Consider the following 26,514-nt stretch of genomic DNA (forward strand, 5'->3'; position numbering starts at 1 on the left):
CCCGTGACGAAACCACGCAATCCGTCCACGGGGCTGCTGCGCCGTCTTTTCGATCTTCCCCCGGGGCAAAACGATGCTGCGGAAAACTGGGTTTCCTTCGGGAGCCGCACACCCCGGGCTGCCCGTCGGGCCTCGTCCGTGGTGTTGATTCGGGACACCCCCAACGGTGTCGAAACCTACCTTGGATATCGTCCGGGTGGTTCCCCGCTCGGGAGTGTCGCATTTCCCGGCGGAAGCCTGGAAAACGACGACGAGGCCGAAATCCCTTGGTACGGGCCGAGCCTGTCCGAATGGTCAAAGCGTCTGGGAATCCTCGATCAGCGTCTGGTCCGGGCACATATCGTCTGCGCGATCCGTGAGCTCTTCGAAGAGAGCGGGGTGCTGCTGGCCGGCACCGATGAGCTCTCCGTGGTGGAAAACTGCGACAGCGAGGACTGGATGGCGGTGCGCGAGGCCGTGGCCGGACAAGACAAGACACTCAGTGACGTGCTCATCAAGCGTGGGCTGCGCCTGCGCACAGATCTCCTGCGGCCGCTGTCGCATTGGATCTCCCCAAATTTTGCGTTGCGTCGCTTTGATACCCGATACTTTGCCGCGGCGCTTCCGGTCCGCCAAGAGCCCTCGCTCCTGCGGGGCAAAGGTGTGTGGGCAGGATGGAAGGTGGCTTCCGAGGTCATCGAACAGCGTGCCACCACCGCGCTGGGCGACGAGGTGAATGAACCGGATACCCGCGGTCTGCCGCTGAGTATGGAAACGACCCCGGCCGTGGAGGTCATTTTGGAGAAGATCGCCTCGGCTCGCGGGACCGTGGCTTACCTCTCGGTGCGACGGGAATTGAAGAGTTACCACCCCGAGCTCGTTCAGGTCGGTGGAAAGTTCTATCTGGATGTCACGACCACCACCGCTGCCGAAGGCGGCGGGAAAGGCCGCGGGCGCTAAGGACCAGAGCCACGAGGAATCCAGCTGCTCGCGTCCGAGCCGAGGGATGAAGGCTTAAACAAGTGTGGCGGGGTTCCCCTTCGTAAAGGGGGACCCCGCCACACTCGTTAGTGCACCGGTGCGTTTCTAGCGTGAACGCTGGCGCAGACGCTGGATGTCCAGGATCACGACGGCGCGTGCTTCAAGACGCAACCATCCGCGCTGCACGAACTCGGCCAGGGCCTTGTTCACGGTTTCGCGCGAGGCGCCGACCAACTGGGCCAGTTCTTCCTGAGTCAGCTCGTGTGCGACCAGGATGCCGTCGGTGGCCGGACGGCCGAAACGATCGGCAAGATCCAGCAATGCCTTGGCAACGCGCCCCGGAACATCCGAGAAGACCAAGTCGGCGAGCGACTCGTTGGTACGGCGCAGGCGCGAAGCCAATGCCTGCAACAGCTGGACCGAAACCTCCGGGCTGGTCAAGATGACCTTGCGCAGGTTTTCGTGGCGCAGGCCGGCCAGACGCGTTTCGGATACCGCAGTTGCGGTGGCGTTACGCGGGCTGGGGTCGAACAGTGCCATTTCGCCGAACAATTCGCCCGGGCCCAGCACGGCGATGAGGTTTTCACGGCCGTCGGTGGAGGTGCGCCCCAGCTTGATCTTGCCCGAAATGATGAAGTAGAGCTGATCGCCCTGGTCACCCTCGCGGAACACGGAGGCACCACGGGAAAGATCCACTTCGGTTAGTTCTTCAGTCAATGCAGAGAACACCTCGTCGCTCAATGAAGCGAAGAGTGGTGCTCGGCGCAATACCTCGATGTCCATAAAATCTCCTGTCAACTGTCGTTAGCGCTCACCTAATTGTGCCGTACGGTTGGCCCATGTGACAGCTTCCACACGCCATATAGGGCCAAATGTGGTTAGAATCGCGGGAAATGTATCTCCGTCCCGACTAGACTCGGTGCAGCGGACAGTGCGCGGGGCTTAGTGTGAGGCCCGCTGGCGCGGCAAGAGGATCGGGAGTCAAAACTCAATGCTGGGATTGACGTGGTTGGACTGGATCCTCCTCATCTCTTTAATCAGCTTTTTGGCCTCTGGCCTGCGCAAAGGCTTCTTCGTCACGCTCGGGGCCATCATTGGATTCCTCGCGGGGGGTATCGCCGCGTTTTACGGAATCCCGTTGGTTTCCACCTGGGTGACCAACCCCGGGTGGCGGATTTTCTGGATTGTGGCTTCAGGATTGATGTTCATCCTCATCGGCCAGGGGATCGGCATGGCTATCGGCGCCAGAATCCGCTTATGGCTGAACTTCCCGGTACTTAAGTCCTTCGACAGGTTACTGGGCGGCATCGCGAACACCGTGATGGCTGCCCTTGTCATCTCAGCAATCGCGCTTTCCGCGGCCACGATGGGCGTGCCCTGGGTGTCCCAGCAGATTGCCGATTCACGGGTGCTGTCCACCATCCAGACCTGGACCCCGAAGCCCATCACGAAATTCGTGACCGAGGCCCGCGCCCAGGTCATGGGTCAAACCATTCCCGAGCTCTTCGAACCCTTTGCACCCCAGATCGAAGCCGAGGTTCCCGAGGTCGAATCTCTGGGCTCGGGTGTCGAGGCGGCTGCTGACTCGGTGGTGAAGATCATCGGCACCGCCTACGCATGCGGCGTGAACCAATCGGGCTCCGGCTTCGTCTTCGCGCCGGACCGAGTCATGACCAATGCCCATGTGGTGGCAGGAATCAACGAGCCCTCGGTGACCACGCAGGACGGACGGGTGCTCCCGGCCAGCGTCGTGTACTTCGATTCGGTGACCGACCTAGCGGTTCTCCAAGTCCCGGAGCTGGGATTGGAACCGCTGGAACGCGGCGAGGACCTGCAACGCGGGGACACTGCGGCGTTCCTGGGTTACCCGGGCGGTGGATCCTTCGAAGCAATGGGTGCCGTTGTCGAATCTCTGAGCACCGTCGCTATTCAAAACATTTACGGGGCCGAGCCCAGTCCGCTGCGCATCTACCAGCTGGCGGGCGAAGTTCAACAGGGCAACTCGGGTGGGCCGCTGCTCGACGCCAGCGGCAAGGTCGTCGGGGTGGTCTTCGCCAAGGCCAAGGGCGGCGCTGAGGTGGGCTACGCGCTGGCCCTCGATGAGGTCAACCAGGCCATCGCCGACTCCAAGAGCATCCGTGAAGCGGTTCCCACCGGCGCCTGCTCCCCGCATTAGGGCGTCTCGTCGGACTCAGAGCCAGTGCAGCTGGTCGCCATGCTGCCCGGTGTGGGCCAACGGAACCCGGTCCAGCGCGAGCGTGAAATATTGCCTGTCTGATACCCCGGCCGTGAGGTTGGCCGAGTCCATGAAGAACGCCTCGTTGGAGAGCCAGCGGCAGTCAAGCGAGGCGATGGTGTGGGCAGAGCGGGTGCGGTCTGCCGGGTCCAGATAGGCCAGCACCGCCGAGTGCATGACCACCGGGACGGCCTGCGGCGGGGCTGCGGCAACTAGCTCGGCGACCTTTTCATTCAAATCACCGGCCAGCACCTGCGGCGGACCCGCATGGCCGGACAGCTTCCCTGCCGCCAACGCTGCCAGGGTGTCCAACGCCTGATCCAGGCGCCGGGCCCGGGCCTCTTGCCCCGGCCAGATCAGCGCCCGCAGCCACGCCACGGTATCGGGGTCGGTGCCGTCCAACGGAAACAGGTCCACCCCGGCACGCCAGCTGATCTGCGGCAGTGCCGCCGGCAACGGCGGGGACCCGGTGGTGGCGCACTCCAGCAGCGGGGAGCCGGTGCCCAGCGGAGCGGCGCCGTCGTACGAATACGAGTACAGATCCGGCAGCAGACACAGGCCCGCGGAGCACCCCACTTCGATCAACGCCAGCGGGCGCTGCTCCTGGGCGGCGATCAGTCCCAAGGCCGGCAGCAGTGTGGCGCAGCGTGCCGCCTCGTTGGTCTGGGTGGCATGGCTCAGGATGATCGTGCGGATTTGGGTCCAGTGCTCCAGCAGGTACTCCTCCAGGGACCGGAACGGAACATCCGGGCACCCGTGGAAGCGTGCCGCAGCAAAAATCAGGTTGGGTTGGCGCTTGGCTTCGGGCAAACCCTGAAGCAGAGCCAGCAGGCTGCGGCTGGAGGCCACGCCGTCGGCCCACTGCCGGTACAACTCGCTGTGCCCGGCGAACCAGCGCTGCGCATACTGGCGGTATAGCGCGGCAATTTCGATATCCGGTGTGGCTTCGGTTCCCATGCCCGCGTCCCTCCTCGAGGGTGAACTGTGCCGGGGTCGGTGGGTTTACTTCCCGGCGAGGTGGATGAGTTGCTGCATGCCCAAAACATAGCCGTTGGTGCCAGCTCCCACAATGATGGCGGCGGCCACGGGGGAGATGTAGGAATGGTGGCGGAAGGCTTCGCGGGTGTGCACGTTGGAGATGTGCACCTCGATAACCGGCAGCGCCACCCCGGAAATGGCGTCGGCGATCGCGACCGAGGTGTGGGTGAAGGCCCCCGGGTTGATCACGATGCCGGTGACCTGCCCGCGCGCGGCGTGGATCGCGTCGATGAGCACACCCTCGTGGTTGGACTGCAGGAATTCGACCTCGTAGCCTGCCTGCGCACCGGTGGCCCGGCATAGCGCCTCAACATCTTCTAAGGTCTGGTGGCCGTAGATTTCCGGTTCCCGGGTGCCCAGGAGGTTCAGGTTGGGTCCGTTCAGGACCAGGATGCGCGCGGGGGTGTTTTCACTCATGCTCCCAGCTTAGGCAGTCGTGGCGGTGCTGCGGTGCGGCGGTGCGCCGGTTTCGCGTTAAATGACAGCGGGTGGGGAAGGGCCCGTTGGCCTTTCCCCACCCGCTGGCGCAGCAATTACTTGCGCATGGAGTCCGCGATCTGCGTCATCACGGTGTTATCTGCCAGCGTGGTGGCGTCCCCGACCTCACGGCCCTCGGCGACGTCCTTGAGCAGGCGGCGCATGATCTTGCCCGAACGGGTCTTGGGCAGTTCCGGGACCACCAGGATGTGGCGCGGCTTGGCGATCGGGCCGATGTCCTTGGCGACGTGGTTGCGCAGCGTGGCGACCACATCCTCGCCGGCCTCCGGCTCGATCTGCAGGATCACGAACGCTACCACTGCCTCGCCGGTGGTCTCGTCCTTCGCCCCGACCACTGCGGCCTCGGCCACGTACGGGTGGGCGACCAGCGAGGATTCGATCTCGGTGGTGGACAGCCGGTGCCCGGAGACGTTCATGACATCATCCACGCGGCCCAACAGCCAGATGTCCCCGTCTTCGTCCTTCTTGGCACCGTCCCCGGCGAAGTACATGTTCTCGAAGCGGGACCAGTAGGTCTCCTTGTACCGGTCCATGTCGCCCCAGATGCCGCGCAGCATCCCCGGCCATGGATCGCGGATGACCAGGAAGCCGCCCTCGCCGTTGCCCACGGACTCGCCCATCTCATCAACCACGTCCACGGTGATGCCCGGGACCGGTGTTTGCGCGGAGCCGGGCTTGGTGGAGGTGACTCCGGGCATCGGGGCGATCATGTGCGCCCCGGTCTCGGTCTGCCACCAGGTGTCTACGATCGGGGTCGGGTGCTCCTTCTTTTCACCGTTCGGCCCGTTGTTGGAGCCGATGACATTGCGGTACCACATCCACGCCTCGGGGTTGATGGGTTCGCCCACCGAGCCGAGCAGGCGCAGCGAGGACAGATCGTAGGAGTCAGGGATCTGCCGGCCCCACTTCATGAAGGTGCGGATGGCTGTCGGGGCGGTGTACAGGATCGTCACCCCGTACTTGGCCACGATCTCCCACCAACGGCCCTGATGCGGGGAGTCCGGGGTGCCTTCGTACATGACCTGGGTGGCGCCATTGATCAGCGGGGCGTAGGTGACGTAGGTGTGGCCGGTGACCCAGCCGATGTCGGCGGTGCACCAGAACACATCGGATTCGGGGTGCAGGTCGAAGGTGTCGCGGTGTGTGGCCGCGGCCTGGGTCAGGTAGCCGCCGGTGGTGTGGATGATGCCCTTGGGCTTGCCGGTGGTGCCGGAGGTGTAGAGCACGAAGAGCGGGTGCTCGGCTTCGTGACCCACCGCGGTGTGCTCCGTCGAAGCGGTATCCACCACGTCGGACCACCAGTGATCCAGCGAATCATTCCATTGCACGTCCTGGCCGTTGCGCTTGACCACGAGAACGTTCTGCACGCTGTGGCCGGGGGCGGCCAGGGCCTCGTCGACGGCTGGCTTCAGTGCCGAGGGCTTGGCGCGGCGCCAGGTGCCATCGGCGGTGACCACGAGCTTGGCCTGCGCGTCATCGACGCGGGAGCGCAAGGCGTCGGCCGAGTAGCCGCCGAAGACCACCGAGTGGATCGCGCCGATACGGGCGCAGGCCAGCATGGTGATCACGGCCTCCGGGATCATTGGCAGGTAGACCGCCACGCGGTCGCCCTTGGCGACGCCGAGCGACTCAAACGCGTTGGCCGCCTGCTTCACGGCCGTCGTGAGCTGGGAATAAGTATAGGAACGGGTGTCACCCGGTTCGCCCTCGAAGTGGATCGCGACGCGGTCGCCGAGCCCGTTTTCGACGTGGCGGTCCAACGCGTTGTATGCGGCGTTGACCTTGCCGTCGGCAAACCACTTGGCAACCGGTGCCTCGGACCAGTCAAGGACCTCGGTGAAGTCGGTATCCCAGGTCAAGACCTTGCGGGCCGTGTCCGCCCAGTAGCCCAGGCGATCGGCCTGAGCCGCCTCATACTGTTCGGGCTTACCGATGGCGTTGGCCACGAATTCGATGCTCGGGGCGAAAGAGCGGGTCTCATGCGAGAGGTTGTCCAGCGTAGGAGTGTGGATGTCCGACACGATAATGGTCCTTCCAACAGCAAAATAGGGTTCTTGTGATTCAGGTTACAGCCCTCGGCCGCAGCAGGGTGTGGCCCGTCACAAGTATGACAGTGGAGGGTGGTGTTTGTGCGTTGAGCGGCGGATTCACGCGTTCAATGGTTTGGGCTCCGGGAGGGGTGCCGCGGCTCCCTATCCAGCGCGCGGGCCGCGGCCGGCGGTAGCGATGGATCGCTGTTTGCCTCGAGGACCGTGCCGGGGTCAACGCGGTGGCCTTCATCGTGCACCAAATAGCCTCCGAAGGCCCGTTGCGCGGATAGGGTTGGAGGTAGTCCCGCCGCTGAGCATCGGTCCCCGTGGAACAACAATCACACCCCAGGGGGAACGGAACCACGCGCGGAGATGCGGTGCACGGAATCGACACGGATAAGAAGCGGGGTCTTCACATGGACAAGGTTCACAGCAAGACAAAGGAATCTACGCCCGGGGGAGTGCCCAAGGCACTCGTAGGTCCGCTGACGTTGCGCGATGTGATCGTGGTCCTCGGCGGCGTAGCGGTCATCGTTGGTTCGTTGGTCCCGATCCCGTGGACCGAAAGAGTCTCGGTCAACATGTGGATCTTCCCCGGCTTGCCCTTCCACTTCTTCGTCGCGCTGTTGCTTCCACTGTTGGTGGCAGGCGGGTTTGCCTGGCGCCGGCTCACCGGACGCACCCGGGTACGGGTGGGGTCGCTCAGCCTTGATCAGGCCGGTTCGGTTATCTCGTTGTTCGCCGCCGCCTACTTCTTCAACTCCTATGTGGCCTCCATGTCCCCGGCCTACCTGATCGGGTTCATCGGTGCGCTGGCCATGGTTGTTGGCACCACGCTCACCTCGTACCTCGGTGCCTTCCGCAGCGACTTTGTTGCGGGCGGCGAATCGGTGCTGGGCTCGGATGTGGCGCCCTTGCCGGCCAGCGCGCAGCGGAAGACCTCCGAGGCGAAGGACGCCGCGGTGCCCACCGATGGCCCCACCGATTCTTCCGACGACGAAGGCTTCGGTGCCAGCAGCGCATCGCCGGGTGCCGGTCGCACTGCCAATCGCCCCGGTGTCCCGCTCAGCGGCAAAAACGTAGCACCGGTGGCTACCACGGACGATGTTTCCTCTTCGGGTCCTTCGGAGTCCTCGGTGACTTCCGCGTCTTCCACATCGGATTCCGTCGCGCACGCATCCGCAGCCTCCAAGGCCTCGACGCACGTGCCAGCGAAGTCCGCAGCAGCGGCATCCGGTGCCGCTGCTGGATCTGCTGTAGTCCCGACACCTGGTGTGAAGGACACTGCCGTCCCCGCTTCAGCCTCCGCGACCAAGAGCGCTGCGGATGCCACGGGCGATAGAACCACTCAGGATAAGTCTGCTTCCTCGACCACGGCCACCGATGCAGGGGAGCACCCAGCGGCCAAGGCAACTTCCGAAACCAAGGATTCGTCCCCGGAAGGCGCCAGCACGCACACCACTGGAGCAACCAGTGACCATGCCAAGAAGAACCCAGCAGCTCGGCCTGTGAGCGGTGCGAAGTCCGCATCGGTGGACCAAGACGCCAAGTCGGAGGCAGCCCAGGCCGCACAGGGACAAACACCGAAGCCCGAGACCGCCGACGCCACGTCCGATGCCACGCCTTCCGCGGAGGAAAAGACGCCTGCGGCCGCCGGAAACACGGACGATGCAGCTTCCTCGGTGTCCTCCATGAAGCCCGGATCCGGTTCCCTTGACCCAGAATCCGCGCCGAAGGCCGCCGAGACCAAGTCGGGCTCCGAGACCAAGCCGGGCTCCGAGACCGCGTCGGCCAAGGGCCCGGAAGCAGTCTCCCTGGCACCGGCGGCAGCTGCCCCCGAGAACTCCTCCACCCCTGCGAACCAGGCAACCTCCGCGGTTCCGCGGGTCACCGGAGATATCAAGGCCACCGCAGCGCTCTCCCGGGTGGAGCTCGATGAGCACCGTGCCGCGGCCGAACGCACCAAGGCCGAAGCCAAGGCCAAGGCCGACGCCGAAGCCGAATCATCGTTCGGGGCCCGCTCCGAGCAAGCCGCAGCGCAGCCGGTTCCGACCAGCTTCTGGTTTGCGTTGAACCACTCCCGCCCGGTCTACCACCCGGCCAACGGCACCATGCTCGCCTCCCTGCAACCGGGAGCCTGGATCCTGTGCCTGGAGGACCGCGGCAACGAGTACCTCATCAACATGGCCGACGGTCGCCCGGCAGTGCTGCGCAACCTCGACGACCTGCAGTTCCCGGAAAACTAGGCGTGCGCACCGAGGAAACCCCGCTGGGGCGCAAACGCCGGGCCCGGAAAATCAACCGGGTGCTGGCCGAGACCTACCCGTACGCGGTGGCAGAGCTGGACTTCAGAAACCCCTTCGAGCTGCTGGTGGCCACGGTGCTCTCGGCGCAGACCACCGATGTGCGGGTCAACGCGATCACGCCCGCGCTGTTTGCCGCTTACCCTGATCCGCTGGCGATGAGCCAGGCCGCGCCCGAGGCCCTGCAGGAACTGATCCGCTCCACCGGGTTCTTCCGTGCCAAGGCGAACTCGCTGCTGGCCTTATCCACCCGCATCGTCGATGAGTACGACGGAGTAGTTCCCGGACGCCTGGAGGACCTGGTGACGCTGGCCGGGGTGGGACGCAAGACCGCCAACGTGGTGCTCGGCAACGCCTTCGGGGTCCCGGGAATCACCGTGGACACCCATTTCATCCGCCTGGCCAGGCGCTTTGGTTGGACAAACGAAACGGACCCGGTGAAGATCGAGCATGCCGTGGGGGAACTCTTTGAACCGTCGGACTGGACCATGCTCAGCCACCGGGTGGTATTTCACGGCCGACGCATCTGTCTGGCCCGTAAACCTGCCTGCGGCGCCTGCCCACTGACCACGCTCTGCCCCGCCTACGGGGAGGGCGAGACCGACGCGGCCAAGGCCGCGAAGCTGCTCAAATACGAGCTGGCGCCGGGGCGCGAGGAATTGTTGAAGAAGATGCGCGCCGGGGCCACCCGGGCCGAGCTGCGCACCGAAGGATATGGGCTGCAAGCATGAACGTACGCACGGAACTATTGGACATGATCGCGGCCAAGTCGCATCTTTTGGGCCGGGGCGTCGAACAGGCGACGAAGATGCCCGAGAACTGGGTGTTTAACCCGCTGGATCCGGCCACGGCCAGGCACGCCGCGGTGCTGATCCTCTTCGGGCGGCTCGATGACGTGCCGGCGGCCAGCACACTGAAATCGGTGCACGAGGATTTGGACGTGCTCTTCGTGACCCGCGCGGACACGCTGCGCAAACATGCAGGCCAGGTCGCCTTCCCCGGGGGCAAAGTTGATGCGGAGGACGTCGACTCGATTGCCGCGGCGCTGCGCGAGGCCCGCGAGGAAACCGGGTTGGACCCCGACGGGGTAGAAATTCTGGGTGTGCTGCCCGACGCGGAGCTACCCATCACCAACTTCATCGTCACCCCGGTGATCGGCTGGTGGCACGCACCCTCGGAGGTGTTTGTGGTGGATACCGCCGAATCCTCCACGGTCTTCCGTGCACCGGTGGCCGACCTGCTGGATCCGGCCAACCGGGTCTCCTCGGTCATCGAACGCGACGGGCAGCGCTTCTGCGCACCGGCCTTTGACGTGGATGGCGGCTTCATCTGGGGCTTCACCGGGATCCTCATGGACCGGATCTTCAACGACCTGGGCTGGACGGTGCCCTGGGACCAAGGCAATGAGGTGTCGATCAACCTCGGCGGGCGACGCACCCGCTGACGGCTCCGAAAGCCCCCTACGCCTTCTCGTAGGAATCGACGATCACCGCGGTGACCGGGAAATCCACCGGGATCCGCCCGAAGATCAGCTCGGCGGCGGCTCGCGCCGCGTCGTGGACCAGGGCCACCACCTCCTGGGCCTGCTCGGCCGGGACGTGCAGCATGATTTCGTCGTGCAGGAAAAACACCAATTCCCCCGGCTCGCTGCCGGTGGCGCGCAGCGCATCGAGCCGCCTGCGTGTTTCACCCATCCAACACAGCGCCCATTCGGCGGCGGTGCCCTGGACGATGAAGTTGCGGGTGAAACGCCCGCGCGAACGCCCCTCGGCCTCCACCGCACGTGCTTCGTCCTCCGAGGAGACCCGGCTCCTGGCCTTGAGCCAGGCCTCGGGCGCGGGACCGGAGCCCCGGCCCAGGAATGTTGCCACGGCTTTGCCACCCGCGCCCTGGCCCGCCGCCCACTCCACCAGGGACACCGCCTGGGGGTAGGTGGCCTTGAGCTTGGGCATCAGCCGGCCCGATTCCCCGCTGGTGGCCCCATACATGGCCCCAAGCATCGCGATCTTGGCGTGCGCCCGGTCCCCGCCGAACCCGTCATCGGCAATGCCCTGGTAGAGGTCTTGGCCTCGGGCCGCCGAAGCCAGCGCGTCATCGCGGGAGAGCGCGGCAAGGACCCGCGGTTCCAGCTGCGCGGCATCGGCGACGATGAGCACCTTGCCCGCGTCGGCGCGCACCGCCGAACGCACCTGGTGCGGGATCTGCAGAGCCCCGCCGCCGTGGGAGGCCCAACGCCCGGTGATCACCCCGCCGACGATGTACTCGGGGCGGAAGCGCCCGTCCTTCACCCACCGGTCCACCCACGCATAGCCGTTGGCGGTGGCCAGCCGGGCGATCTTCTTGTAGGCCAGCAAGGGTTCGATGACCGGGTGCTTGATCTCGCCCAGCTCCCAGGCGCGGGTGTTGGTCACCGCGATGCCGGCTCGGTTCATGGCCTTGAGCAGCTCGGCCGGTGAATCAGGGTTCAACCCCGGGGCATCGAGCAACTGACGCAGTTCGATGGCCAGCGCCTCCATGGCCGGCGGGCGCACCCCGGGGGCCACCGGCGGGCCCAGGGCTTCATGGAGCAACCGGTGGTGCTCGCCCACATCCCACGGCACCCCGGCATGGGTCATTTCCGCGCCGATGAGCGCCCCGACCGATTCGGCGGCCAGCAACAAGCCCAGGCGACGTCCGCGCTCGGTGTCCGGCACCGCGGCACGCTGGGCCAGGAACTCGGCGGTGACGTTCTCCAGCGCGCCGGAGTGGTCCTTGGGTGCAGAAAACAGTTCGCCCTGGTTCTCCGCGACCCGTGCCGGAGGCAAGAGGTGCACCGGAGCGGCTGTTTCGGATCCTGCCCCGGATGCGGCGCGGATCTTCTCGAGGTAGTCCCCCTCCGACGCATAGGGGGCGTTGCGCAGGATCGCGCGGACCAGGGACACATCGTGGACCCGTTCGACGCGCACCCCCGAGGCCAGCAGCTTCGGGTACCAGCGCTGCACCGAGTCGAAGACCCAGCGCGGCTTCCGCGCGGCCTGAAGCTCCGCGACGACCGCGGGCAGAGTGTCGCCGTGGACCTGCACCGCCGGAAGAATCGGGTCACCGGTGGCATCGATCAGCGAGATGACGGCGGTGGCCGATGCTGCTTCGGTTTCTGACTGGGTCATGGAGTGGGTGGCCACTACCGCAAATTGCTGCACGCTCCATTCTTGCAGTATTCGGCCACACGGTGGCCCGCTGCCGGCTCGCGGGCGCGGCCGGGCAGCACGAATCCGCGCCGGCAGTGCCTTCCCCGCACACGATCGAGCGCCCTCAGAAAGGTTCTACGTGTCTGGGCCCAGGGGGCCTTCACGCGCACCCGGTGCCGGGACCACGCTGAGGGGATGGAAGATCAGAGTCGATTTGTAGCCCGGCCGACGTCGGCGGACCGGCGCAACCTGCACCTACCGGCATTGAGGGTGGCCCGCGCCCGGATGGAACCGGTGGTGGTGGGCTCCGGCGGCGGAGCTGCGCCGCGAACGGAGGTCAAGACGTCCACCGGGATGCCTCCGCAGTCTCCGGAGCCTCAGCTGCCTCCGGTACCGCAGCTGCCGACACAGCCGCGGGCTGTTGCCGCCGCGGACCCCGGTGCAGGTGCCCAGAGCCAGGCCAGGCCCGCGGAGCTGGCTCGCGCGATCCTGTTCAGCCGTGACATGGAACTGGCTCAGGTGCTGGCAGAAGTAGCGGTGGGGGCCGGGGTGCAACTGCTGCTCTGCCGGGACGCCGCCGAGGCGGCCGAGCACCGCGAGGAGGTGATCCTGGTGGGGGTCGACGCCGTGGCGGAAGTCGATGCCCGGCTGGCCACCGCCGCCCTGGTGTTCACCGGGCGGGAAGAAAACCAGGACGTGCTGTGGCGTGCCGCGGCCTCCTGCCCCGGGGCGCGCGTCGCGGTGCTCCCACAAGCAGCCCCCTGGCTCGGCGAATACCTCGGCGAGCTGGGCCTGCATGCCGGCCGCGCGCACACGGCCATCGTTGCCGGCGGTGCAGGAGGCACCGGAACCACCACCTTCGCCGCGTTGTTGGCCGCGACCCTGACATTGGATGGGCACCGGACGCTGCTGCTGGACGCGGACCCGCATTCTTCGGGTATCTGGCCGTTGTTGCGGGCCAGAGAACCAGACGGACTGGGCTGGGAGGACTTGCGCAATTCCCGCGGGCAGCTGTCCCCGGGCCAATTGGCGGAGATCCTGCCACTGGCGGCGGGCACCGCAGTGCTCTCCTGGGTGCGGGACCCGGGCTGCTTCGTCCCCTCGGAAGCCTTGGTCACCGAGGTCCTTGCTGCCTCGCGGCGCATCTACGAACATATCGTCATCGACGCCGGGCATCTGGCCGGCATCCCGGGACCGATGACGGCGCTGGCCAACACCAGGTTGCTGGTTCTCCCGGCGAGCGGTCCGGCCGCCGCCGGGGCCGGGCGACGGCTGGGGGAGCAGGCCGCGCACTGGCGGCTGATCCTCTCCGGGAGGCTCGCCTCCGGGACGGATACCCGCGAGCTGGCCCGGCGTGCAGGGATCGAACCCGGCGGCTACTTCGCGCCGTCGCGTCGCATCGGACGTGCCGCGGCCGACGGGGCACTGATGAATGTGCTGGCCCGCCGCCGGCTGCGCGCCGCTATCACCGTTCTGGGCTCCGGTGCGCAGCGTGCCGCGGGGCAAGCGGCATGAGCCCGCAGCTGCCCGGGGACCCGATTCGGCAGTCTCCCCGAGCCCCATCGGCCCGCGGACGGCGTCGCTGGGGTCCGGGAGCGCCGGCGCCCGGGGAAGGGAACGCCGCCGCCGAGGAGCAGGTGTTGGAGGAGATCCGCCGCCGGGCACTGGAGCAGAGCGGCGGGCTCAACGATCTGGATCTGGCCCAGGCCGTGCAGGCCTCCGGCCGGGTGATGGGTGCAGCCTCCAGCACCGCGATGCTGCGCAGCCTCAATGACGACATCCACGGGCTCGGCGTGCTCGAACGTCTCGCCCAGGTCCCGGGCACCACCGACATCCTGGTGGATGCCGCCGGGCGGGTCTGGGTCGATGGCAGCACCGGGCTGCACACCTCCGATCTGGCCTTCGGGGACCCGTCGCAGATCCGCGCGCTGGCCGTACGTCTGGCCGCGGCAGGGGGCCGGCGGTTGGACGACGCGGCACCGTTTGTCGATGTCTGCCTGGGAAACTACCGGATCCACGCGGTGCTGCCACCGATCTCCACCGGCGGACCGCTGCTTTCCATCCGCATCATCTCCTCACGCAGCCAAGCGCTACACACCCTGGTCCCTGACCCTGCCTGGCTCGCAGCGTTGGAAGCCATCATTGCGGCGAAGCTGAACTTCTTGGTCTCCGGCGGTACCGGGGCGGGCAAGACGACGTTGTTGGCCGCGATGTTGGCCTGTGTCCCGGGGAACCAGCGGATCATCGTGGTGGAGGACTCCGCCGAGCTTGCCCCCGCCCACCCGCACCTGATCGGGCTGCAGGCCCGCGGCGGCAACGTGGAAGGTGCCGGGCAGATCGGCATGGACGTGCTGGTGCGTCAGGCCCTGCGGATGCGCCCCGACCGGCTGGTGGTGGGCGAATGCCGGGGTGCCGAGGTGCGCGAATTCCTTGCCGCGATGAACACCGGGCACGAGGGAGCGGCAGGCACGCTCCATGCCAACAGCATCCTGGCGGTGCCGGCGAGGCTCACGGCGATGGGCGCGCTGGCTGCCATGGATGCCCCGGCCACCGCTCTGCAGGCCGCCAGTGCCCTGGATGTGCTCATCCACATGCGACGCGACCCCGCCACCGGTGCCAGAAGACCTGTTGCCCTGGGCAAGGTCGTACTGGGTCCAACCGGCACCCTGGGTGTGCAGACGATCCATCTGGACCCCACCGCGGGCTCCGATCATCGGCTCGAGGGTGCTCACGGTAACGATGAGCCCGGAACCGGCGGTTCGGATCCGGACGCGTTGGCCTGGTTCCGTTCGCGCCTGGCGGCAGCGGGCCAGGTGAGCCCGTGGTGAGCGCACTGCTGGCGGTCTTGCTGGCGGGGATAGGAACCTGGTGGTGGCTCGGGCCCCCGGAGCCCGGTTACCACCGGAGCTCACGCACGGCAGCGGGCCTGCGACACCGCAACCCCGGGAGCCCGCAGGCCACAGCTGGCCGGGCGACGGACTCGGGCCACCGTCGCCGACACCCGGATCGGGCCGGTGATGCCGAGGAATACGCCGGCTTCATCCGCCAGCTCGCCGCCCTGCTGCGCGCCGGTACCGGCCCGGGCGCAGCCTTCGGGTTGCTGGCCGGGATCTGGGCCACCGGCACCGGCCCGGTCGCCGCGGACGTGCATGCCGGAACCACCCGGGCACTGACACAATTGCATACCGGCGGCACCCTGCAGCAGGGTTTCTACGCTCACGCCGAGGACTCCACAAGGGATGGGGGCAACCAGCGGCTGTGGACGCGGCTGGCCTGGTGTCTGGCGATCTGCGAAGAATCTGGTGCGGCGCTCGCCGATCTGCTTGACACCTTGGCCGAGGATGCGGAAACCTCCGCGGACATGCACCGGGCGTTGCAGGCCGCGCTCGCCGGACCGCGCGCCACCAGCCGGCTGCTGACCTACCTGCCGGCCATCGGATTGGGCCTGGGCCAGCTGCTGGGCATCAATCCGGTGCTGGTGCTCACCGGGCATCCCGCGGGCCGCATCTCCCTGGTCGTGGGGATCTGCCTGTGGTTGGGCAACCGGCTGTGGTGCGCGCGACTGCTGCGGGCCGTGGGCAACAAGGTTCCGGTATGAGCCCCGACGCGTGGGGATCCCTGCTGCCGGCGCTGCTCGCGCTTTTGCTCGGTGGCGCATCGGCGTGGCTGATGTGCGCAGGATCCGCACTCAAGGTCCCTCTCAGGGCTCGGCCAAGGCTCCGGTCATGGACCAAACCGGGGATGCGTCAGCGCCCCGGCGACACCACCTGTCAACCGGCCAGTCACACCCCCGGCCATACCACCGGCGCTCCGGAACCCGTGCCGCTGGTGCTGGAAATGTGCGCGACGCTACTGGAATCCGGGCTGCCGATCCGTTCGGTACTGCGCATCATCGGCACCAACGTCCCAGGATACGAGTCGCTGCTGCTGATCTCGCGCGCACTTGACCTGCATGTTGGATGGGATCGGGCCTGGAGCCAAGGCACCACCAGGGCCCGCGAGCTCGAACAAGCCCTGCGCTTGACACGGCTTTCCGGTGCACCGGCCGCGGGCCTGTTGCGCTCGAGCGCGGTGGCTGCCCGCAAACGCGAGATCCGCCGGGCCGAGGCACGCGGCGCCGAATTCGGCATCAAACTGGTGATCCCGCTGGGGCTGTGCGCCCTGCCGGCATTCATCGCCCTGGGCGTGGTGCCCGTGGTGATTTCCCTGCTTCCACAATTCTGAACATCTGAGCACCGCGGCACTTATCCCCACCCCGCCTCCGGTCCCGCCCACGGCGGGACGGCAGCGCGCAGACTCGATTCTGGAAGCAGCACCCCGCAGACGCTGCGGAAGGCACCCGTTTCCGCCGATCCAGGAGCAACCGCCACCCAACAACACGAAGGACAGAACCATGGACAACCATCTCTCCGATTCAACTCCCGGCCACCTTGACCTGCACCTCGACGACGACCAGCCAGAGGGGGAGCCCGCAGTGCCCTCGACCGGGATCTTGGCCGACGAAGCAGGCAGCACCACCGCCGAATTCGCCATCGTCACCCTGGCCGCCGTGGCTTTCGCCGGACTGCTGGTCAGCATCCTCTCCAGCGGAGACGTACGCGGAATGCTGATGAGTCTGATCCGCCAGGCCCTGTCGTTCTGAGAACGCCGTAGGAGGCACACCATGGCCAGGGAATCACAAACGGGTTCAAGCACCGCCGAGGTGGCCGTACTGCTGCCTGCCGTGGCGATCTTGCTGGCCGTGGTGGCCGGCGCCGGCGTCGTAGGAGGCCAACAGGTCCGCATTCAACAGGCGGCCAGTGCCGCGGCCAGGGAACTGGCACGCGGCACCTCCGCCGCCGAGGCCATCGGCACCGCGCACCGCCTCGCCGGGGAACAAATCAGCATCAGTGCCACCGCGTCGGGTGGTTACGGCCATGTGCGGGTGGTCTCGGCAGTGGATCTGCCGTTGCTGGGCCCCATCGAGTTACACGCGGAAGCCAACGCCAGGATGGAGCAGCAACCATGATCCGGACCGCTGCCCCGGGAACCTTCCGTCGGGCCGCCCCAGGATCTGGCCTGGCCCAGAGTGCCGGCCCCGAACGCGGCAGCGGAACGGTGCTGATGCTGGCCGTGGTGTGCATGGCGGTTTTGGGGCTAGTGGCGGTGCTGATGTTCACTGCGGCCTCGCAGGCCGGGGCCAAGGCCGCGACTGCGGCGGATCTTGCGGCCCTGGCTGCCGCGGACGCTGCCCGACTGCTGTTGCCGGGGGACCCGTGCGCCGTCGCGGCCACCACGGCGGCGGCCAACCAGGCAACAGTTCAAGGCTGCCGCCGGGAAGGCCGCGGCGGGGAGATCGTCAGGGTGCACGTCGTAGTGCACGTCTCGCCGGTGGGCTGGATGCCGGAGTTTCTCCAAGCGCATGCGGTGGCACGTGCCGGCCCGCCGCCACAGCCCTGGCGCGGCGAGTAATCCCCGCGGCCGGACCTACTACACCAAAGGCAACCCTGCGGAGGCCCGCTGCGCTTCGGACAAGATGGCGGACAGCAGGCGCACGGCCCCGGCCTTGTCCAACGGGTTATTCTTGTTCCCGCATTTGGGCGATTGCACGCAAGAGGGGCATCCGACGGCGCATTCGCAAGCCACGATCGCATCTCGGGTTGCCCCGAGCCAGGCACGAGCCGCTTCGAATCCACGCTCGGCAAATCCTGCCCCGCCGGGGTGCCCGTCGTAGACGAAGATCGTCGGCATCCCGGTGTCCATGTGCAGCGCGGTGGAGACCCCGCCGATGTCCCACCTGTCGCTGGAGGCCACCAACGGCAACAGCCCGATGGCCGCGTGCTCGGCCGCATGCAGCGCCCCGGGGAATTCTTCGGCGGTGATCCCGGCGGCCTGCATCCGGGTTTCGGGGATGGTGAACCACACGGACTTGGTGTGCAGGTCCCTGGCCTCCAACTCCAGCGGCTCCTCGGACAGGATCTCGTTGCTGCTCACAGACTTGCGCTGGAAGGAGACCACCTGGGTGGTCACGACGACTTCCCCGAAGTGTGCGGTGACCGGCCCCCACACCAGCGAGCGGTCGTCGGTGACAACCTCGACCGTGGTGATGTCCCGTGCCTGCGTGTAGAAGTCCGGGTTGGCTCGGGTGACCATGACGCAGTGGTCGGTTTCGTTCAGCTCATCAACCACGTAGGTGGCACCCTGGTGCACATAGATGGCACCGTCGTGCGCCTGATAATGGGTCTGCGGAGAATCCATGGTGCCCAGCAGTGCCCCGGTGTCGGACTCGATAATGCTCACCGGTCCGCCGCCGTCGGCGCGCAGGTTCACCATCGATGCTGCATGTTCCGGGTGGGTCCAAAACCATCCGGCCGGACGGCGGCGCAGGAACCCGCGCTTCACCAACGACTCGAGCAGCCCTTGGGCGCTGGGCCCGAATGCGGCCAAGTCCTCGGTGCGCAACGGCAGTTCCTCGGCTGCTGCACACAGGTGTCCGGAGAGCACATAGGGGTTTTCCGGGTCAAAAACGGTGGCCTCCACCCCGGCCTCGAAGATCGCCTCAGGGTGGTTGACCAAGTAGGTGTCCAGCGGGTCGTCGCTGGCCACTAGCACCGCCAGCGAATCCTGTCCTGCACGTCCGGCACGCCCGATCTGTTGGAAAAATGAGGCTCGGGTCCCGGGCCAGCCGGCCACCAGCACCGCGTCGAGACCGGCCACGTCGATGCCCAGCTCCAGTGCGGAGGTGGAAGCGACGCCCAGGAGCCGTCCGTCGCGCAGCGCGTTTTCCAGTTCGCGGCGTTCGGCAGGCAGATACCCCGAACGGTAGGCGGCCACCCTCTCGGGCAGTGACGGGTGGACCGAATCAACCATCGACCGGGTGATCGCGGCGATGGTCTCGGCTCCGCGCCGGGATTTGATGAACGCCAGGGTCCGCACCTGGGAACACACCAGGTTCGCCAGCAGGTTCGAGGTTTCGGCGATGACAGTGCGACGTGTGGGTGCGCCGTTCTCTCCGTGCAGTTCGGTCAGCGGAGGTTCCCACAGTCCGATGGTCACCGAGCCCTTGGGGGAGAAATCGTTGGTGACTTCTTCGGCCGGGGCTCCGATGAGCCGGGAGAAGGAAGCGGCAGGGTCGGCACTGGTGGCCGAGGCACCAATAAACACCGGATCGGCACCGTAGTGTGCGCAGATTCGACGCAGACGGCGCAACAGGTTGGCGATATTGGAGCCAAAGACCCCGCGGTATGAGTGGGCCTCGTCGACGACCACGAACTTCAGTCGGCGCAGCACCCGGGCCCACCACGTGTGGTTGGGCAAGATGCCATAGTGCAGCATGTCCGGATTGGAGAGGATGAAGTTCGAGTGGTCACGGATCCAGCGCCGTGCCGACACCTCGGTGTCTCCGTCATAGCCGGCGGCCCGCACACTTGGCAATCGGTAGCCTTCGATGGCCTTGAGCTGGTCGGCGGCCAGTGCCTTGGTCGGCGCAAGATAGAGCACCGTGGCGTCGTTGGGAATCAAGCTGGCCTTCTGCCCCTCGGCTGAAGTGTGGATCGCATTCAAGGCAGGCAGTTGGTAGGCCAGTGACTTGCCCGAGGCAGTTCCGGTGGCCACGATGGTGTGTTTGCCTTCGTGTGCGAGGTTGGCGGCCTGGATCTGATGGAGCCATGGGGTCTGCACGCCGGTGCGCTCGAAAGCGCTGCGGACCTCGGGGTGCACCCAGTCGGGCCAGGGGCCGGGCACTGCGTCGCGGGCTTCGATGATCCTGGAATGGAGCAGCGCCTGGGGCGTGGGCCCGTGACCCAGCAGAGCGATCTGTTCCGAGTAAACGTTCACCGCTTCATTGTGGCATCACCGGGCCGAGGCCGACGCCACGGGAGCATCGGCGCATAAAAAAGTGGTGGGTTTCGTCGATGCGAAACCCACCACTTAGATGCGGAGGATCAGGATTCGTGAGTTCCTTCAAAAAGTACGACGTTGCCCAAGTCGGTCCAACCAAGGGACTGGTAAAGCTGCTGCCCGTCGATGCTGGCGATTAGCAGGCCCTCCTCGACGTCATGTTCCAAAGCCAGGGAGACCAGCGCACGCATGGTCAGGCTGCCCAATCCGCGGCGACGAAATTCGGGTGCGGTGATGATGCGGTCGAAGATGGCATAACCGTTCACTGCGGAGACGTGGCCGCTCGCGGCCACGACCTCTGGCTCGTCCACGGGGTGGACGGAAATATAGGCGTGCGACTGGTCGCGTTCTATCTGGAAGGCGAATCCGTCGGCCGGACGCGGTTCCTCCACATCGTGGCCGCTCATCTCGGTAACCATGAGCACTTCGTCGGAATTGAGCACCTTGAGCCCGGCGGTCTGGGCAGCTTCGATCAGCGAGGATGTTTCGTTGGCGAAGGCTGTCAGACGACGCTTGGGGTGCTTGTGCAATGTCTCGGCGACGGCCACCAACTCTTCGTTGGATGGCTCATAGATTACATATTCCCAGTCGCCTGAGGTGTCGTGGCGCAGGGCGGCATGGACGCGGCCCTCGTGCCTGCTCTCGTAGCCTCGAGCACCGGCCCAGCCGGATACCCAGGTACCAATTAGTTCATCGCTTGCAGAAGATCCCATGTTGAGACCCTACCCCGTGAACTGCCTACAAGTGGTGCATATAGGGGAACTGTTGCAACCTTGAAACACTGCGTTAACCTGGTGATGGTTGGCACATGACGTACACCGCTCCGGTTTTAGGCTCTACCCTTAATAGCGTGTCGCAGAACCGAATTGTCTTGTACTACGCCTTTGTCCCGCTAGCCGATCCAGCCGCCATCCGCCTCTGGCAGCGAGCCCTCCTGGAACGCTGGGGCCTGCGTGGCCGCATCATCATTTCCAAGGACGGCATCAACGGAACCGTCGGGGGTGGAATCAAGGACGTCAAAAAGTACGTCAAAGCCACTCGGGAGTACCCGCCCTTCAAAAAAATGGACATCAAATGGTCCGAGGGTTCGGCCGACGATTTCCCTCGCATCTCTGTTAAGGTTCGTGACGAAGTGGTCTCCTTTGGGGCCCCCGGTGAGCTGGAAGTCGACGAAAACGGTGTGGTCGGTGGGGGCACGCACCTTAAACCTGAAGCGTTGCATGAGCTGGTCGAAACCAAGAAGGCCGACGGCAAGGAAGTGCTGTTCTTCGATGGCCGCAACGCCTTCGAAGCGCAGATCGGCAAGTTCAAGAATGCGATTGTGCCGGATGTCGAGACCACCCACGATTTCATCACTGAGATCGAGTCGGGAAAATACGACGCGATGAAGGACCAACCGATCGTCACCTATTGCACCGGAGGTATTCGCTGCGAAGTGCTTTCGGCTCTGATGGTCAAGCGCGGCTTCACCGACGTGTACCAAATGCAGGGTGGCATTGTGCGCTATGGGGAAACTTACGGAGACAAAGGCCTGTGGGAAGGGTCACTATATGTCTTTGATAAGCGCATGCACATGGAATTCAGCGACGATGCGGTCACCATCGGCACATGCGTGGGCTGCGAGGCTCCGACGAACAAGTTCGAGAATTGTTCGAATCTCTCCTGTCGCAACCTCCGACTATTCTGCACCGATTGCGCCGCGCAGGATGAGCTGCGCCGGTGCCCCGACTGCGTTGCAGAGACCAAAGCTGCTCTCGAAGCCTAGCCCGACCACCAGACTGTTCCGCGACCGCCGAATGTCGGTACTTTTCTAGGCAACGCCACATGGGCGGCCCGTTTCCAGCACTTTGCTGGAAACGGGCCGCCCATTTTTGTGTCCAAGTGATCTCGATTGGCCCATGGCGTGCTGCAGGGGTGAACAGTGGTGTCGTGGCAAAGGGTTCCTAGAACAAAGGTGGGTTCTGGGTGGGTGTGCGCCAGTAAGCGTTGCGTCGGGGTTGTTGTTCAGGGTCCATAAACTTGGGCAGGATGACGCTGAAGAGCCCGTCGAGGTCTCTAGTCACGGTGAGTAATCCGGTGTGTCTGGCGTGGTGGTGGGATGTGCATAGCGGTCGGCCTTGGTTGATGTTTGTGGTGCCGCCGGTGGCCCATTGCTCGTCGTGGTCGATCTCGCAGTGTTCCGGTGGGACGGTACATCCGGGGAAAAGACAGCCGCCGTAGATGCCCAAGATCGCTTCGCGCATGTAGTCGGGAAAGAAGCGTTCTTCTCGACCGAGGTCCAGGATCTGGGATTTGCCGTTCAGAGTGATGGGCAGGGCTCCGCCATTACATAGGGTTTGCCGGAGTTCGGCGGGCGTCAGTTTTTGGCCGCGGCCGGTGATGCCGTGGGTTTCGGCCAGACCGCGTAGTTCATTCAGGGTTGCGATGACCACGGTGGTGGGGGAGGGCAGTCCGATGGTCTTCTTGCCGGTGCGTGCTTGGCCTGCTGTTTTGAGGAGGTTGAGCAATCCTTGGAGGTGACGCTGCGGTGGAGTGAGTCCGTCGGGTCCGTAGGTGGTGGTGTTCATGGTGTCCGGGGTGGCGATCTTGGCGAGCGGGACCAAGCCGTTGCCGTTGCTGTTGAGCCGGGTATCGGGGTCCTCGGGGTCTAGGGAGAGGTTCCTGATGGTTTCCGGGTCGGTGAGCGGGGTTCCGGTGGCCGGGTCCACGAGGAAGTCGGGGAAGCTGGTGCTCGGTGCCGCGGTCTCGCTGGAGGTCGACTGGTCGTTGGAACCGTTGGAACCGTTGGAACCGTTGCCGTCCGTGTTCGTGGTGGTGCGGGCTTGGGCGAGCAGTCCGTCGCGGTCGCCTGCTTTGGTTCGAGGGTTGTCGGTGCTGGCACACATGGCCAGCAGGGCTTCGGTGTCTCGGGGCAGGGTGCGGAGCAGGAATTCGCCCAGGCCGCCAGTGGTGCCGCGGTAGAACATCCCGGTCTTGGTGCGCAGGATTTCTTCGGGAATGTCTTTGGCACCGTCTTCGAGGGTGGTTTGGATGCCGGTGAGGAGTTTGGCGGTGGTGCGGGGGTCTTCGCGGCGCACGGATTCGGCGACTTGGTCTTCGAGTTTCCCGGCCAGCAGCGTGGGGTTGGGGTGCTGATTGATCTGTGGTGTGAGTTTGTCGAGTTTGCGGGCTGCTGTTCCGATTTCGGCGGGGTCCGCGGTGCCGTCGGCGAGGTCTTTGGCCAGGACGGGGAACCGTGCGGGGGTGTGGATGCCGTGGATGTCGGTGCCGGGCAGGAGGCGGTCGATGGCGCGGACGCGTTCGCGGGCCTCGTAGAAGCCGATGTGTAGGAATCCGGCGAGGAATTCGGTGGTGTCTTTGAAGACGAGGCGGCCGGTGGGGACGGTGGCCGGGTCATGGGGCAGGGATGAAACACCGGTGAGGTAGTCGCTGGGGTTCTGGTGGATGGCGGCGAGGGCGTCGAAGGTGGTTTCGGGGAGTTCGTGGGCCAGGGTGCGTCGGGCGGTGCCTGCGGCCAGGAGCCGGGCGTGGGCTGCGGTGCGGTGCGCGTCCTCGGCGGCGTGGGCGAAGAGGGCTGCCTGCACTGGTGAGTTGGTGTGTGCGGCGACTCGGCGGGCGAGGTCGCGGGCCAGGTTTTGGGCTTCGATCAGGGCGCGGAGTTCATCGTCCGTTGACAGATGGTGTCCCGGGGTGCCGCGGGTTGGCCCGGCGGTGAGATTGATGAACTCGGTGGTGTCCATGTGTTCCAGCATGCGCTGTCCGGGGTGGCGGTGGGGGCACTAACCCAAATCTGTGGATAACTATTTCCGGGGTCAGCAGGCCGCCGGAGGGTGCTTGCCCGGCGCCGCAGAACCGAACAGAACAGCATCACCCGGGCGTATCTGAGAAGGACTGTCAGGGAGATTCCGAACGTGGCTAAGTCCCAGCTGAAGAGCCTGCCGCCCATAAGACATTCCGTCTTGGACCCAATGGCTCCGTCGTTGGAGATCTCCTGAGGAGCGCTCGATGTCCGCTTGGTCCGCCAGCGTGCGCGAACCAACGATGTCGATGATCGCTGATGCAACGATTGGGACCGGACGCGTGACAGCAAGGCCTGTCTAGTGATGGGCCGAGTATAGGAAGAACTCTAATAATTTGTTGCTTATGAGGTGGGTTCCTCCGCCGGCCACATGCCAACTCTCCCGTCGCCGGGGGAAAGCATCTCCGACTCGGTATGGAAGATGTGCAGGCCGCGGGCCTGATAGTTGGCGGTGGCAGCGGGCCCATCGAGTGAACAGGTGTGCACCCAGACGCGAGTCACCGGCGAGAACCCCTCGAAACGATGATCCAAGTCCCAAGCCCGGGCGATGGCCTCGGTCAGCAGCGCCCCGCCCAGCCCGCGGCCGATGGCGTGCGGGAACAGCCCGAAATACATGATCTCCACCTCGGTGCCTGCCTCCCCGGGGCGACCGACCAATTCGACGTAGCCGCCGGGCGCCCCCTCGAGGTAGAGCACGTGGGTTTCGGTGCCCGGGGTGCGCAACAGCGCGTCCCATTGTGAACGCGGCAACTCAAGCCTGTCGGTCCAATTCCATGAACTGCCCACACCGCGGTAGAGGAACTTGCTGAACTCCGGGGTGATTGCCTGGACCCGTTCGATGCGTGCCCCGGCCGGCAGCCCCCGCTCGGAGGGATTCAGCCCGTCGCGCGAGAGCATCTGCAGATGTGTAGTGGTGACCTCGATCATGGGTTCTAGCATAGGGAAGAAAGTGCCCGCGTTTGGCCACGCCGATAGACTGTTAAGCGTGACTTCCACCGATGACTTTGCCCAGGTTCCCGACGCCCCGCGCAGTGACGACATCCACTTGATCGACGGGTTCGCCGCGGATCTGCGGGCCGCTGGCTACGGCCATGAAGCCATCACCGCGTTCCTGGGCTTCTCCGCCCACGAGGCGTTGATGCGCGACGCGCTGATCCCGGCGCTACGACTCATTGCTGCCCAACAGGTCCCCACCGCCCTGGGAACGATGCTGGGACTATTCATGCTCGGCGCCGAAGCCAGCGGAGAAGACGTGGCAGCTGCCTTTCCGGCAACCGGCACCCAGGGCCTGCTTCGGCTAGGCATCCTGGAGCAGGCAAAGGAGAGCGGCGGCATGTGGCGCTCCTTGGTGGACATTCGTCCGCACGCTTCGGACAGCGACGCGGAGATCTGGGTGGCCAGCGACCTCGGCGCACACCAACGCCCGGGCGTGCTGCGCCACGACCACGTGCTGGGTATCGGACAGGCCTCGTTGACGCTGGCCCAGACGACCATCCGCCCGACGGTGGATACGGCACTGGACTTGGGGACCGGCTGCGGGATCCAGGCGTTCCACCTGCTCTCCCACGCCCGCCGGGTGATCGCCACCGATATCTCGGCCCGGGCGCTGGGCTTCACCCGATTCAACCTGCTGCTCAACCATGAGGGTCTGGGCCTTGACCCGCAGGACCTGGGCGATCGCATCGAGCTGCGCTTGGGTTCGTTGCTGGAGCCGGTCGAGGGCGAGCACTTCGACCTGGTGGTCTCCAACCCGCCGTTTGTCATCACCCCGCGCATCGCCGATCGGGAATCGGCGGAGCGTTTCACATACCGCGACGGCGGGATGCCCGGAGACAGCCTGGTGGCCACCCTGGTACGGACGATCCCCGGGATCCTGAACCCGGGAGGCAGCGCGCAGATGCTGGCCAACTGGGAGATCACCGCGGCGGCAACCCCGGAGCAGGAGCCGGCATGGGACGTCGGGCCGCGCTCCTGGATCGAGTCCGACACCGAGGCCTGGTTCATTCAGCGCGAGGCCGTCGGGCCCACGCAATATGCCGAGACCTGGCTGCGCGATGCCTCGCAGGGACGGGATGCGGGGGAGTTCGCGGTGCAATACGGCGCCTACCTCGATGACTTCGCCTCGCGCAACGTGGATTCCATCGGCTTCGGCATGGTGTGGTTGCGCCGGCCGTTGGTGGGTGCCCGCGGCATGGGCCAACTTTTCGAAACCATCGGCCACCCCATCGAGCAGCCGATCGGCGCATATTTGGCCCGAGACATTGCCGTGGCCGACGAGTTGGAGGCCGGCCGGATCGATGAGATGCACTTGGTGGTGGCCGAGGATGTCACCGAGGAGCGTCACCAGCGTCCGGGCGCCGAGCACCCCGGGGTCATCTTGTTACGGCAGGGGGCCGGTTTGCGGCGGACCGAAATCATGGATACCGCACTCGCCGGTTTTGTTTCGGCCTGCGACGGCGATCTTGACGTGTCATCCCTAGTCGGAGCGTTGGAGTCGCTGGTCGGGGGAGAAGATCCGGAGTTTTCCTCGCGGCTGCGTGAAGGGGTTGTTCGGCTTATTAAGCGTGGCTTCCTGTTGGAGATGCGAAACAACCGCTAAAGTTTT

23 protein-coding genes are annotated in these 26,514 nt (G+C 65.8%); 14 read left to right on the plus strand and 9 right to left on the minus strand.

Annotated elements, in window-relative coordinates; translation table 11 throughout:
* Positions 1-3: 3 nt before the first annotated feature.
* Positions 4-939 (plus strand): NUDIX hydrolase, encoded by a 936-nt coding sequence (locus ADIAG_RS07900; RefSeq protein ID WP_007270821.1) that lies wholly within the window; start codon positions 4-6, stop codon positions 937-939.
* A gap of 126 nt (positions 940-1,065) precedes the next feature.
* Here ADIAG_RS07900 and ADIAG_RS07905 read toward each other — a convergent pair whose 3' ends face one another.
* Positions 1,066-1,743 (minus strand): Crp/Fnr family transcriptional regulator, encoded by a 678-nt coding sequence (locus tag ADIAG_RS07905; RefSeq protein ID WP_007270822.1) that lies wholly within the window; start codon positions 1,741-1,743, stop codon positions 1,066-1,068.
* A 208-nt stretch (positions 1,744-1,951) separates the two neighbouring features.
* Between ADIAG_RS07905 and ADIAG_RS07910 the strand changes: the two genes are divergently transcribed.
* Complete coding sequence (locus tag ADIAG_RS07910; protein ID WP_007270823.1) at positions 1,952-3,136, plus strand: MarP family serine protease; 1,185 nt, start codon at positions 1,952-1,954, stop codon at positions 3,134-3,136.
* 15 nt (positions 3,137-3,151) lie between these two features.
* On the opposite strand, the gene ADIAG_RS07915 is transcribed toward ADIAG_RS07910, so the two are convergent.
* The 3 genes from ADIAG_RS07915 to acs form a co-directional block, all read right to left on the minus strand.
* Positions 3,152-4,153 carry a DUF2332 domain-containing protein gene (locus ADIAG_RS07915; protein WP_007270824.1) on the minus strand — a complete coding sequence of 334 codons (1,002 nt, stop codon included), beginning with the start codon at positions 4,151-4,153 and terminating at the stop codon, positions 3,152-3,154.
* 45 nt (positions 4,154-4,198) lie between these two features.
* Positions 4,199-4,651 (minus strand): type II 3-dehydroquinate dehydratase, encoded by a 453-nt coding sequence (gene aroQ, locus ADIAG_RS07920; RefSeq protein ID WP_007270825.1) that lies wholly within the window; start codon positions 4,649-4,651, stop codon positions 4,199-4,201.
* Between the two features lie 116 nt (positions 4,652-4,767).
* Positions 4,768-6,753: an acetate--CoA ligase gene (gene acs, locus ADIAG_RS07925; protein WP_007270826.1), complete on the minus strand. Its 1,986-nt coding sequence runs from the start codon at positions 6,751-6,753 to the stop codon at positions 4,768-4,770.
* A 425-nt stretch (positions 6,754-7,178) separates the two neighbouring features.
* Between acs and ADIAG_RS20105 the strand changes: the two genes are divergently transcribed.
* Genes ADIAG_RS20105 through ADIAG_RS07950 form a run of 3 tightly spaced genes read left to right on the plus strand, consistent with a single transcriptional unit; the run spans position 7,179 to position 10,509 of the window.
* Positions 7,179-9,008, plus strand: a complete 1,830-nt coding sequence (locus ADIAG_RS20105; protein WP_152426096.1) for a hypothetical protein — start codon at positions 7,179-7,181, stop codon at positions 9,006-9,008.
* A 2-nt stretch (positions 9,009-9,010) separates the two neighbouring features.
* Positions 9,011-9,796 carry an endonuclease III gene (gene nth / locus ADIAG_RS07945; RefSeq protein WP_007270828.1) on the plus strand — a complete coding sequence of 262 codons (786 nt, stop codon included), beginning with the start codon at positions 9,011-9,013 and terminating at the stop codon, positions 9,794-9,796.
* Positions 9,793-10,509, plus strand: coding sequence for an NUDIX hydrolase (locus ADIAG_RS07950; RefSeq protein WP_007270829.1), 717 nt, complete (start codon positions 9,793-9,795; stop codon positions 10,507-10,509). Before nth ends, ADIAG_RS07950 begins: the two co-directional genes overlap by 4 nt.
* Positions 10,510-10,525: 16 nt before the next feature.
* Here ADIAG_RS07950 and ADIAG_RS07955 read toward each other — a convergent pair whose 3' ends face one another.
* Positions 10,526-12,244, minus strand: coding sequence for a bifunctional 3'-5' exonuclease/DNA polymerase (locus ADIAG_RS07955; protein WP_235045862.1), 1,719 nt, complete (start codon positions 12,242-12,244; stop codon positions 10,526-10,528).
* Between the two features lie 183 nt (positions 12,245-12,427).
* On the opposite strand from ADIAG_RS07955, the gene ssd reads away from it, so the two are divergent.
* From ssd to ADIAG_RS07990, 7 genes are all read left to right on the plus strand, one after another.
* Positions 12,428-13,747: a septum site-determining protein Ssd gene (gene ssd / locus ADIAG_RS07960; protein ID WP_083874034.1), complete on the plus strand. Its 1,320-nt coding sequence runs from the start codon at positions 12,428-12,430 to the stop codon at positions 13,745-13,747.
* The gene (locus tag ADIAG_RS07965; RefSeq protein WP_007270832.1) at positions 13,744-15,060 is read left to right on the plus strand and encodes a TadA family conjugal transfer-associated ATPase; all 1,317 of its coding nucleotides are present in this window, start codon (positions 13,744-13,746) and stop codon (positions 15,058-15,060) included. The genes ssd and ADIAG_RS07965 overlap by 4 nt, the downstream gene beginning before the upstream one ends.
* Positions 15,054-15,830, plus strand: coding sequence for a type II secretion system F family protein (locus tag ADIAG_RS20110; RefSeq protein ID WP_007270833.1), 777 nt, complete (start codon positions 15,054-15,056; stop codon positions 15,828-15,830). The genes ADIAG_RS07965 and ADIAG_RS20110 overlap by 7 nt, the downstream gene beginning before the upstream one ends.
* Positions 15,827-16,456 (plus strand): type II secretion system F family protein, encoded by a 630-nt coding sequence (locus tag ADIAG_RS07975; protein ID WP_007270834.1) that lies wholly within the window; start codon positions 15,827-15,829, stop codon positions 16,454-16,456. Before ADIAG_RS20110 ends, ADIAG_RS07975 begins: the two co-directional genes overlap by 4 nt.
* Positions 16,457-16,625: 169 nt before the next feature.
* Positions 16,626-16,874, plus strand: a complete 249-nt coding sequence (locus ADIAG_RS07980; RefSeq protein WP_007270835.1) for a DUF4244 domain-containing protein — start codon at positions 16,626-16,628, stop codon at positions 16,872-16,874.
* A 21-nt stretch (positions 16,875-16,895) separates the two neighbouring features.
* Entirely contained in the window at positions 16,896-17,240 is a 345-nt protein-coding gene (locus ADIAG_RS07985) for a TadE family type IV pilus minor pilin (protein WP_007270836.1), read from the plus strand.
* On the plus strand, positions 17,237-17,683 hold the full coding sequence (locus ADIAG_RS07990) for an Rv3654c family TadE-like protein (protein WP_007270837.1): 447 nt from the start codon (positions 17,237-17,239) through the stop codon (positions 17,681-17,683). The genes ADIAG_RS07985 and ADIAG_RS07990 overlap by 4 nt, the downstream gene beginning before the upstream one ends.
* An 18-nt stretch (positions 17,684-17,701) precedes the next feature.
* Here the strand turns inward: ADIAG_RS07990 and ADIAG_RS07995 are convergent, their stop codons facing one another.
* Both ADIAG_RS07995 and ADIAG_RS08000 read right to left on the minus strand, forming a co-directional pair.
* A complete protein-coding gene (locus tag ADIAG_RS07995; protein WP_007270838.1) occupies positions 17,702-20,047 on the minus strand; it encodes a DEAD/DEAH box helicase in 2,346 nt (781 codons plus the stop codon).
* Positions 20,048-20,154: 107 nt separating this feature from the next.
* Positions 20,155-20,823, minus strand: a complete 669-nt coding sequence (locus ADIAG_RS08000) for a GNAT family N-acetyltransferase (protein WP_007270839.1) — start codon at positions 20,821-20,823, stop codon at positions 20,155-20,157.
* 137 nt (positions 20,824-20,960) lie between these two features.
* Here ADIAG_RS08000 and trhO point away from each other — a divergent pair, with 137 nt between their 5' ends.
* Positions 20,961-21,875 carry an oxygen-dependent tRNA uridine(34) hydroxylase TrhO gene (gene trhO, locus ADIAG_RS08005; RefSeq protein WP_043474093.1) on the plus strand — a complete coding sequence of 305 codons (915 nt, stop codon included), beginning with the start codon at positions 20,961-20,963 and terminating at the stop codon, positions 21,873-21,875.
* A gap of 178 nt (positions 21,876-22,053) precedes the next feature.
* On the opposite strand, the gene ADIAG_RS08010 is transcribed toward trhO, so the two are convergent.
* Positions 22,054-23,850 (minus strand): HNH endonuclease signature motif containing protein, encoded by a 1,797-nt coding sequence (locus ADIAG_RS08010; RefSeq protein WP_043474096.1) that lies wholly within the window; start codon positions 23,848-23,850, stop codon positions 22,054-22,056.
* A 401-nt stretch (positions 23,851-24,251) separates the two neighbouring features.
* The gene (locus ADIAG_RS08015; RefSeq protein ID WP_188109332.1) at positions 24,252-24,836 is read right to left on the minus strand and encodes a GNAT family N-acetyltransferase; all 585 of its coding nucleotides are present in this window, start codon (positions 24,834-24,836) and stop codon (positions 24,252-24,254) included.
* Between ADIAG_RS08015 and ADIAG_RS08020 the strand changes: the two genes are divergently transcribed.
* Positions 24,835-26,508, plus strand: coding sequence for a DUF7059 domain-containing protein (locus ADIAG_RS08020; protein ID WP_152426097.1), 1,674 nt, complete (start codon positions 24,835-24,837; stop codon positions 26,506-26,508). The two genes, ADIAG_RS08015 and ADIAG_RS08020, sit on opposite strands and share 2 nt — an antisense overlap.
* The last annotated feature ends 6 nt before the right edge of the window (positions 26,509-26,514 follow it).

The sequence above is a fragment of the Paeniglutamicibacter gangotriensis Lz1y genome, from assembly GCF_000348945.1.
GTDB classification, from domain to species: Bacteria; Actinomycetota; Actinomycetes; order Actinomycetales; family Micrococcaceae; genus Paeniglutamicibacter; species Paeniglutamicibacter gangotriensis.

Excerpts from the sequence above, each read along its gene's own strand:
- ADIAG_RS20105 (WP_152426096.1), top strand. The coding sequence starts at position 7,179 with ATGGACAAGGTTCACAGCAAGACAAAGGAATCTACGCCCGGGGGAGTG.
- ADIAG_RS08000 (WP_007270839.1), bottom strand. The coding sequence starts at position 20,823 with ATGGGATCTTCTGCAAGCGATGAACTAATTGGTACCTGGGTATCCGGC.
- ADIAG_RS07915 (WP_007270824.1), bottom strand. The coding sequence starts at position 4,153 with ATGGGAACCGAAGCCACACCGGATATCGAAATTGCCGCGCTATACCGC.
- ADIAG_RS08010 (WP_043474096.1), bottom strand. The coding sequence starts at position 23,850 with ATGGACACCACCGAGTTCATCAATCTCACCGCCGGGCCAACCCGCGGC.
- ADIAG_RS08015 (WP_188109332.1), bottom strand. The coding sequence starts at position 24,836 with ATGATCGAGGTCACCACTACACATCTGCAGATGCTCTCGCGCGACGGG.
- ADIAG_RS07910 (WP_007270823.1), top strand. The coding sequence starts at position 1,952 with ATGCTGGGATTGACGTGGTTGGACTGGATCCTCCTCATCTCTTTAATC.
- ssd (WP_083874034.1), top strand. The coding sequence starts at position 12,428 with ATGGAAGATCAGAGTCGATTTGTAGCCCGGCCGACGTCGGCGGACCGG.
- ADIAG_RS08020 (WP_152426097.1), top strand. The coding sequence starts at position 24,835 with ATGGGTTCTAGCATAGGGAAGAAAGTGCCCGCGTTTGGCCACGCCGAT.
- ADIAG_RS07965 (WP_007270832.1), top strand. The coding sequence starts at position 13,744 with ATGAGCCCGCAGCTGCCCGGGGACCCGATTCGGCAGTCTCCCCGAGCC.
- ADIAG_RS07905 (WP_007270822.1), bottom strand. The coding sequence starts at position 1,743 with ATGGACATCGAGGTATTGCGCCGAGCACCACTCTTCGCTTCATTGAGC.
- ADIAG_RS07950 (WP_007270829.1), top strand. The coding sequence starts at position 9,793 with ATGAACGTACGCACGGAACTATTGGACATGATCGCGGCCAAGTCGCAT.
- ADIAG_RS07975 (WP_007270834.1), top strand. The coding sequence starts at position 15,827 with ATGAGCCCCGACGCGTGGGGATCCCTGCTGCCGGCGCTGCTCGCGCTT.
- ADIAG_RS07990 (WP_007270837.1), top strand. The coding sequence starts at position 17,237 with ATGATCCGGACCGCTGCCCCGGGAACCTTCCGTCGGGCCGCCCCAGGA.
- ADIAG_RS07985 (WP_007270836.1), top strand. The coding sequence starts at position 16,896 with ATGGCCAGGGAATCACAAACGGGTTCAAGCACCGCCGAGGTGGCCGTA.
- aroQ (WP_007270825.1), bottom strand. The coding sequence starts at position 4,651 with ATGAGTGAAAACACCCCCGCGCGCATCCTGGTCCTGAACGGACCCAAC.
- ADIAG_RS07980 (WP_007270835.1), top strand. The coding sequence starts at position 16,626 with ATGGACAACCATCTCTCCGATTCAACTCCCGGCCACCTTGACCTGCAC.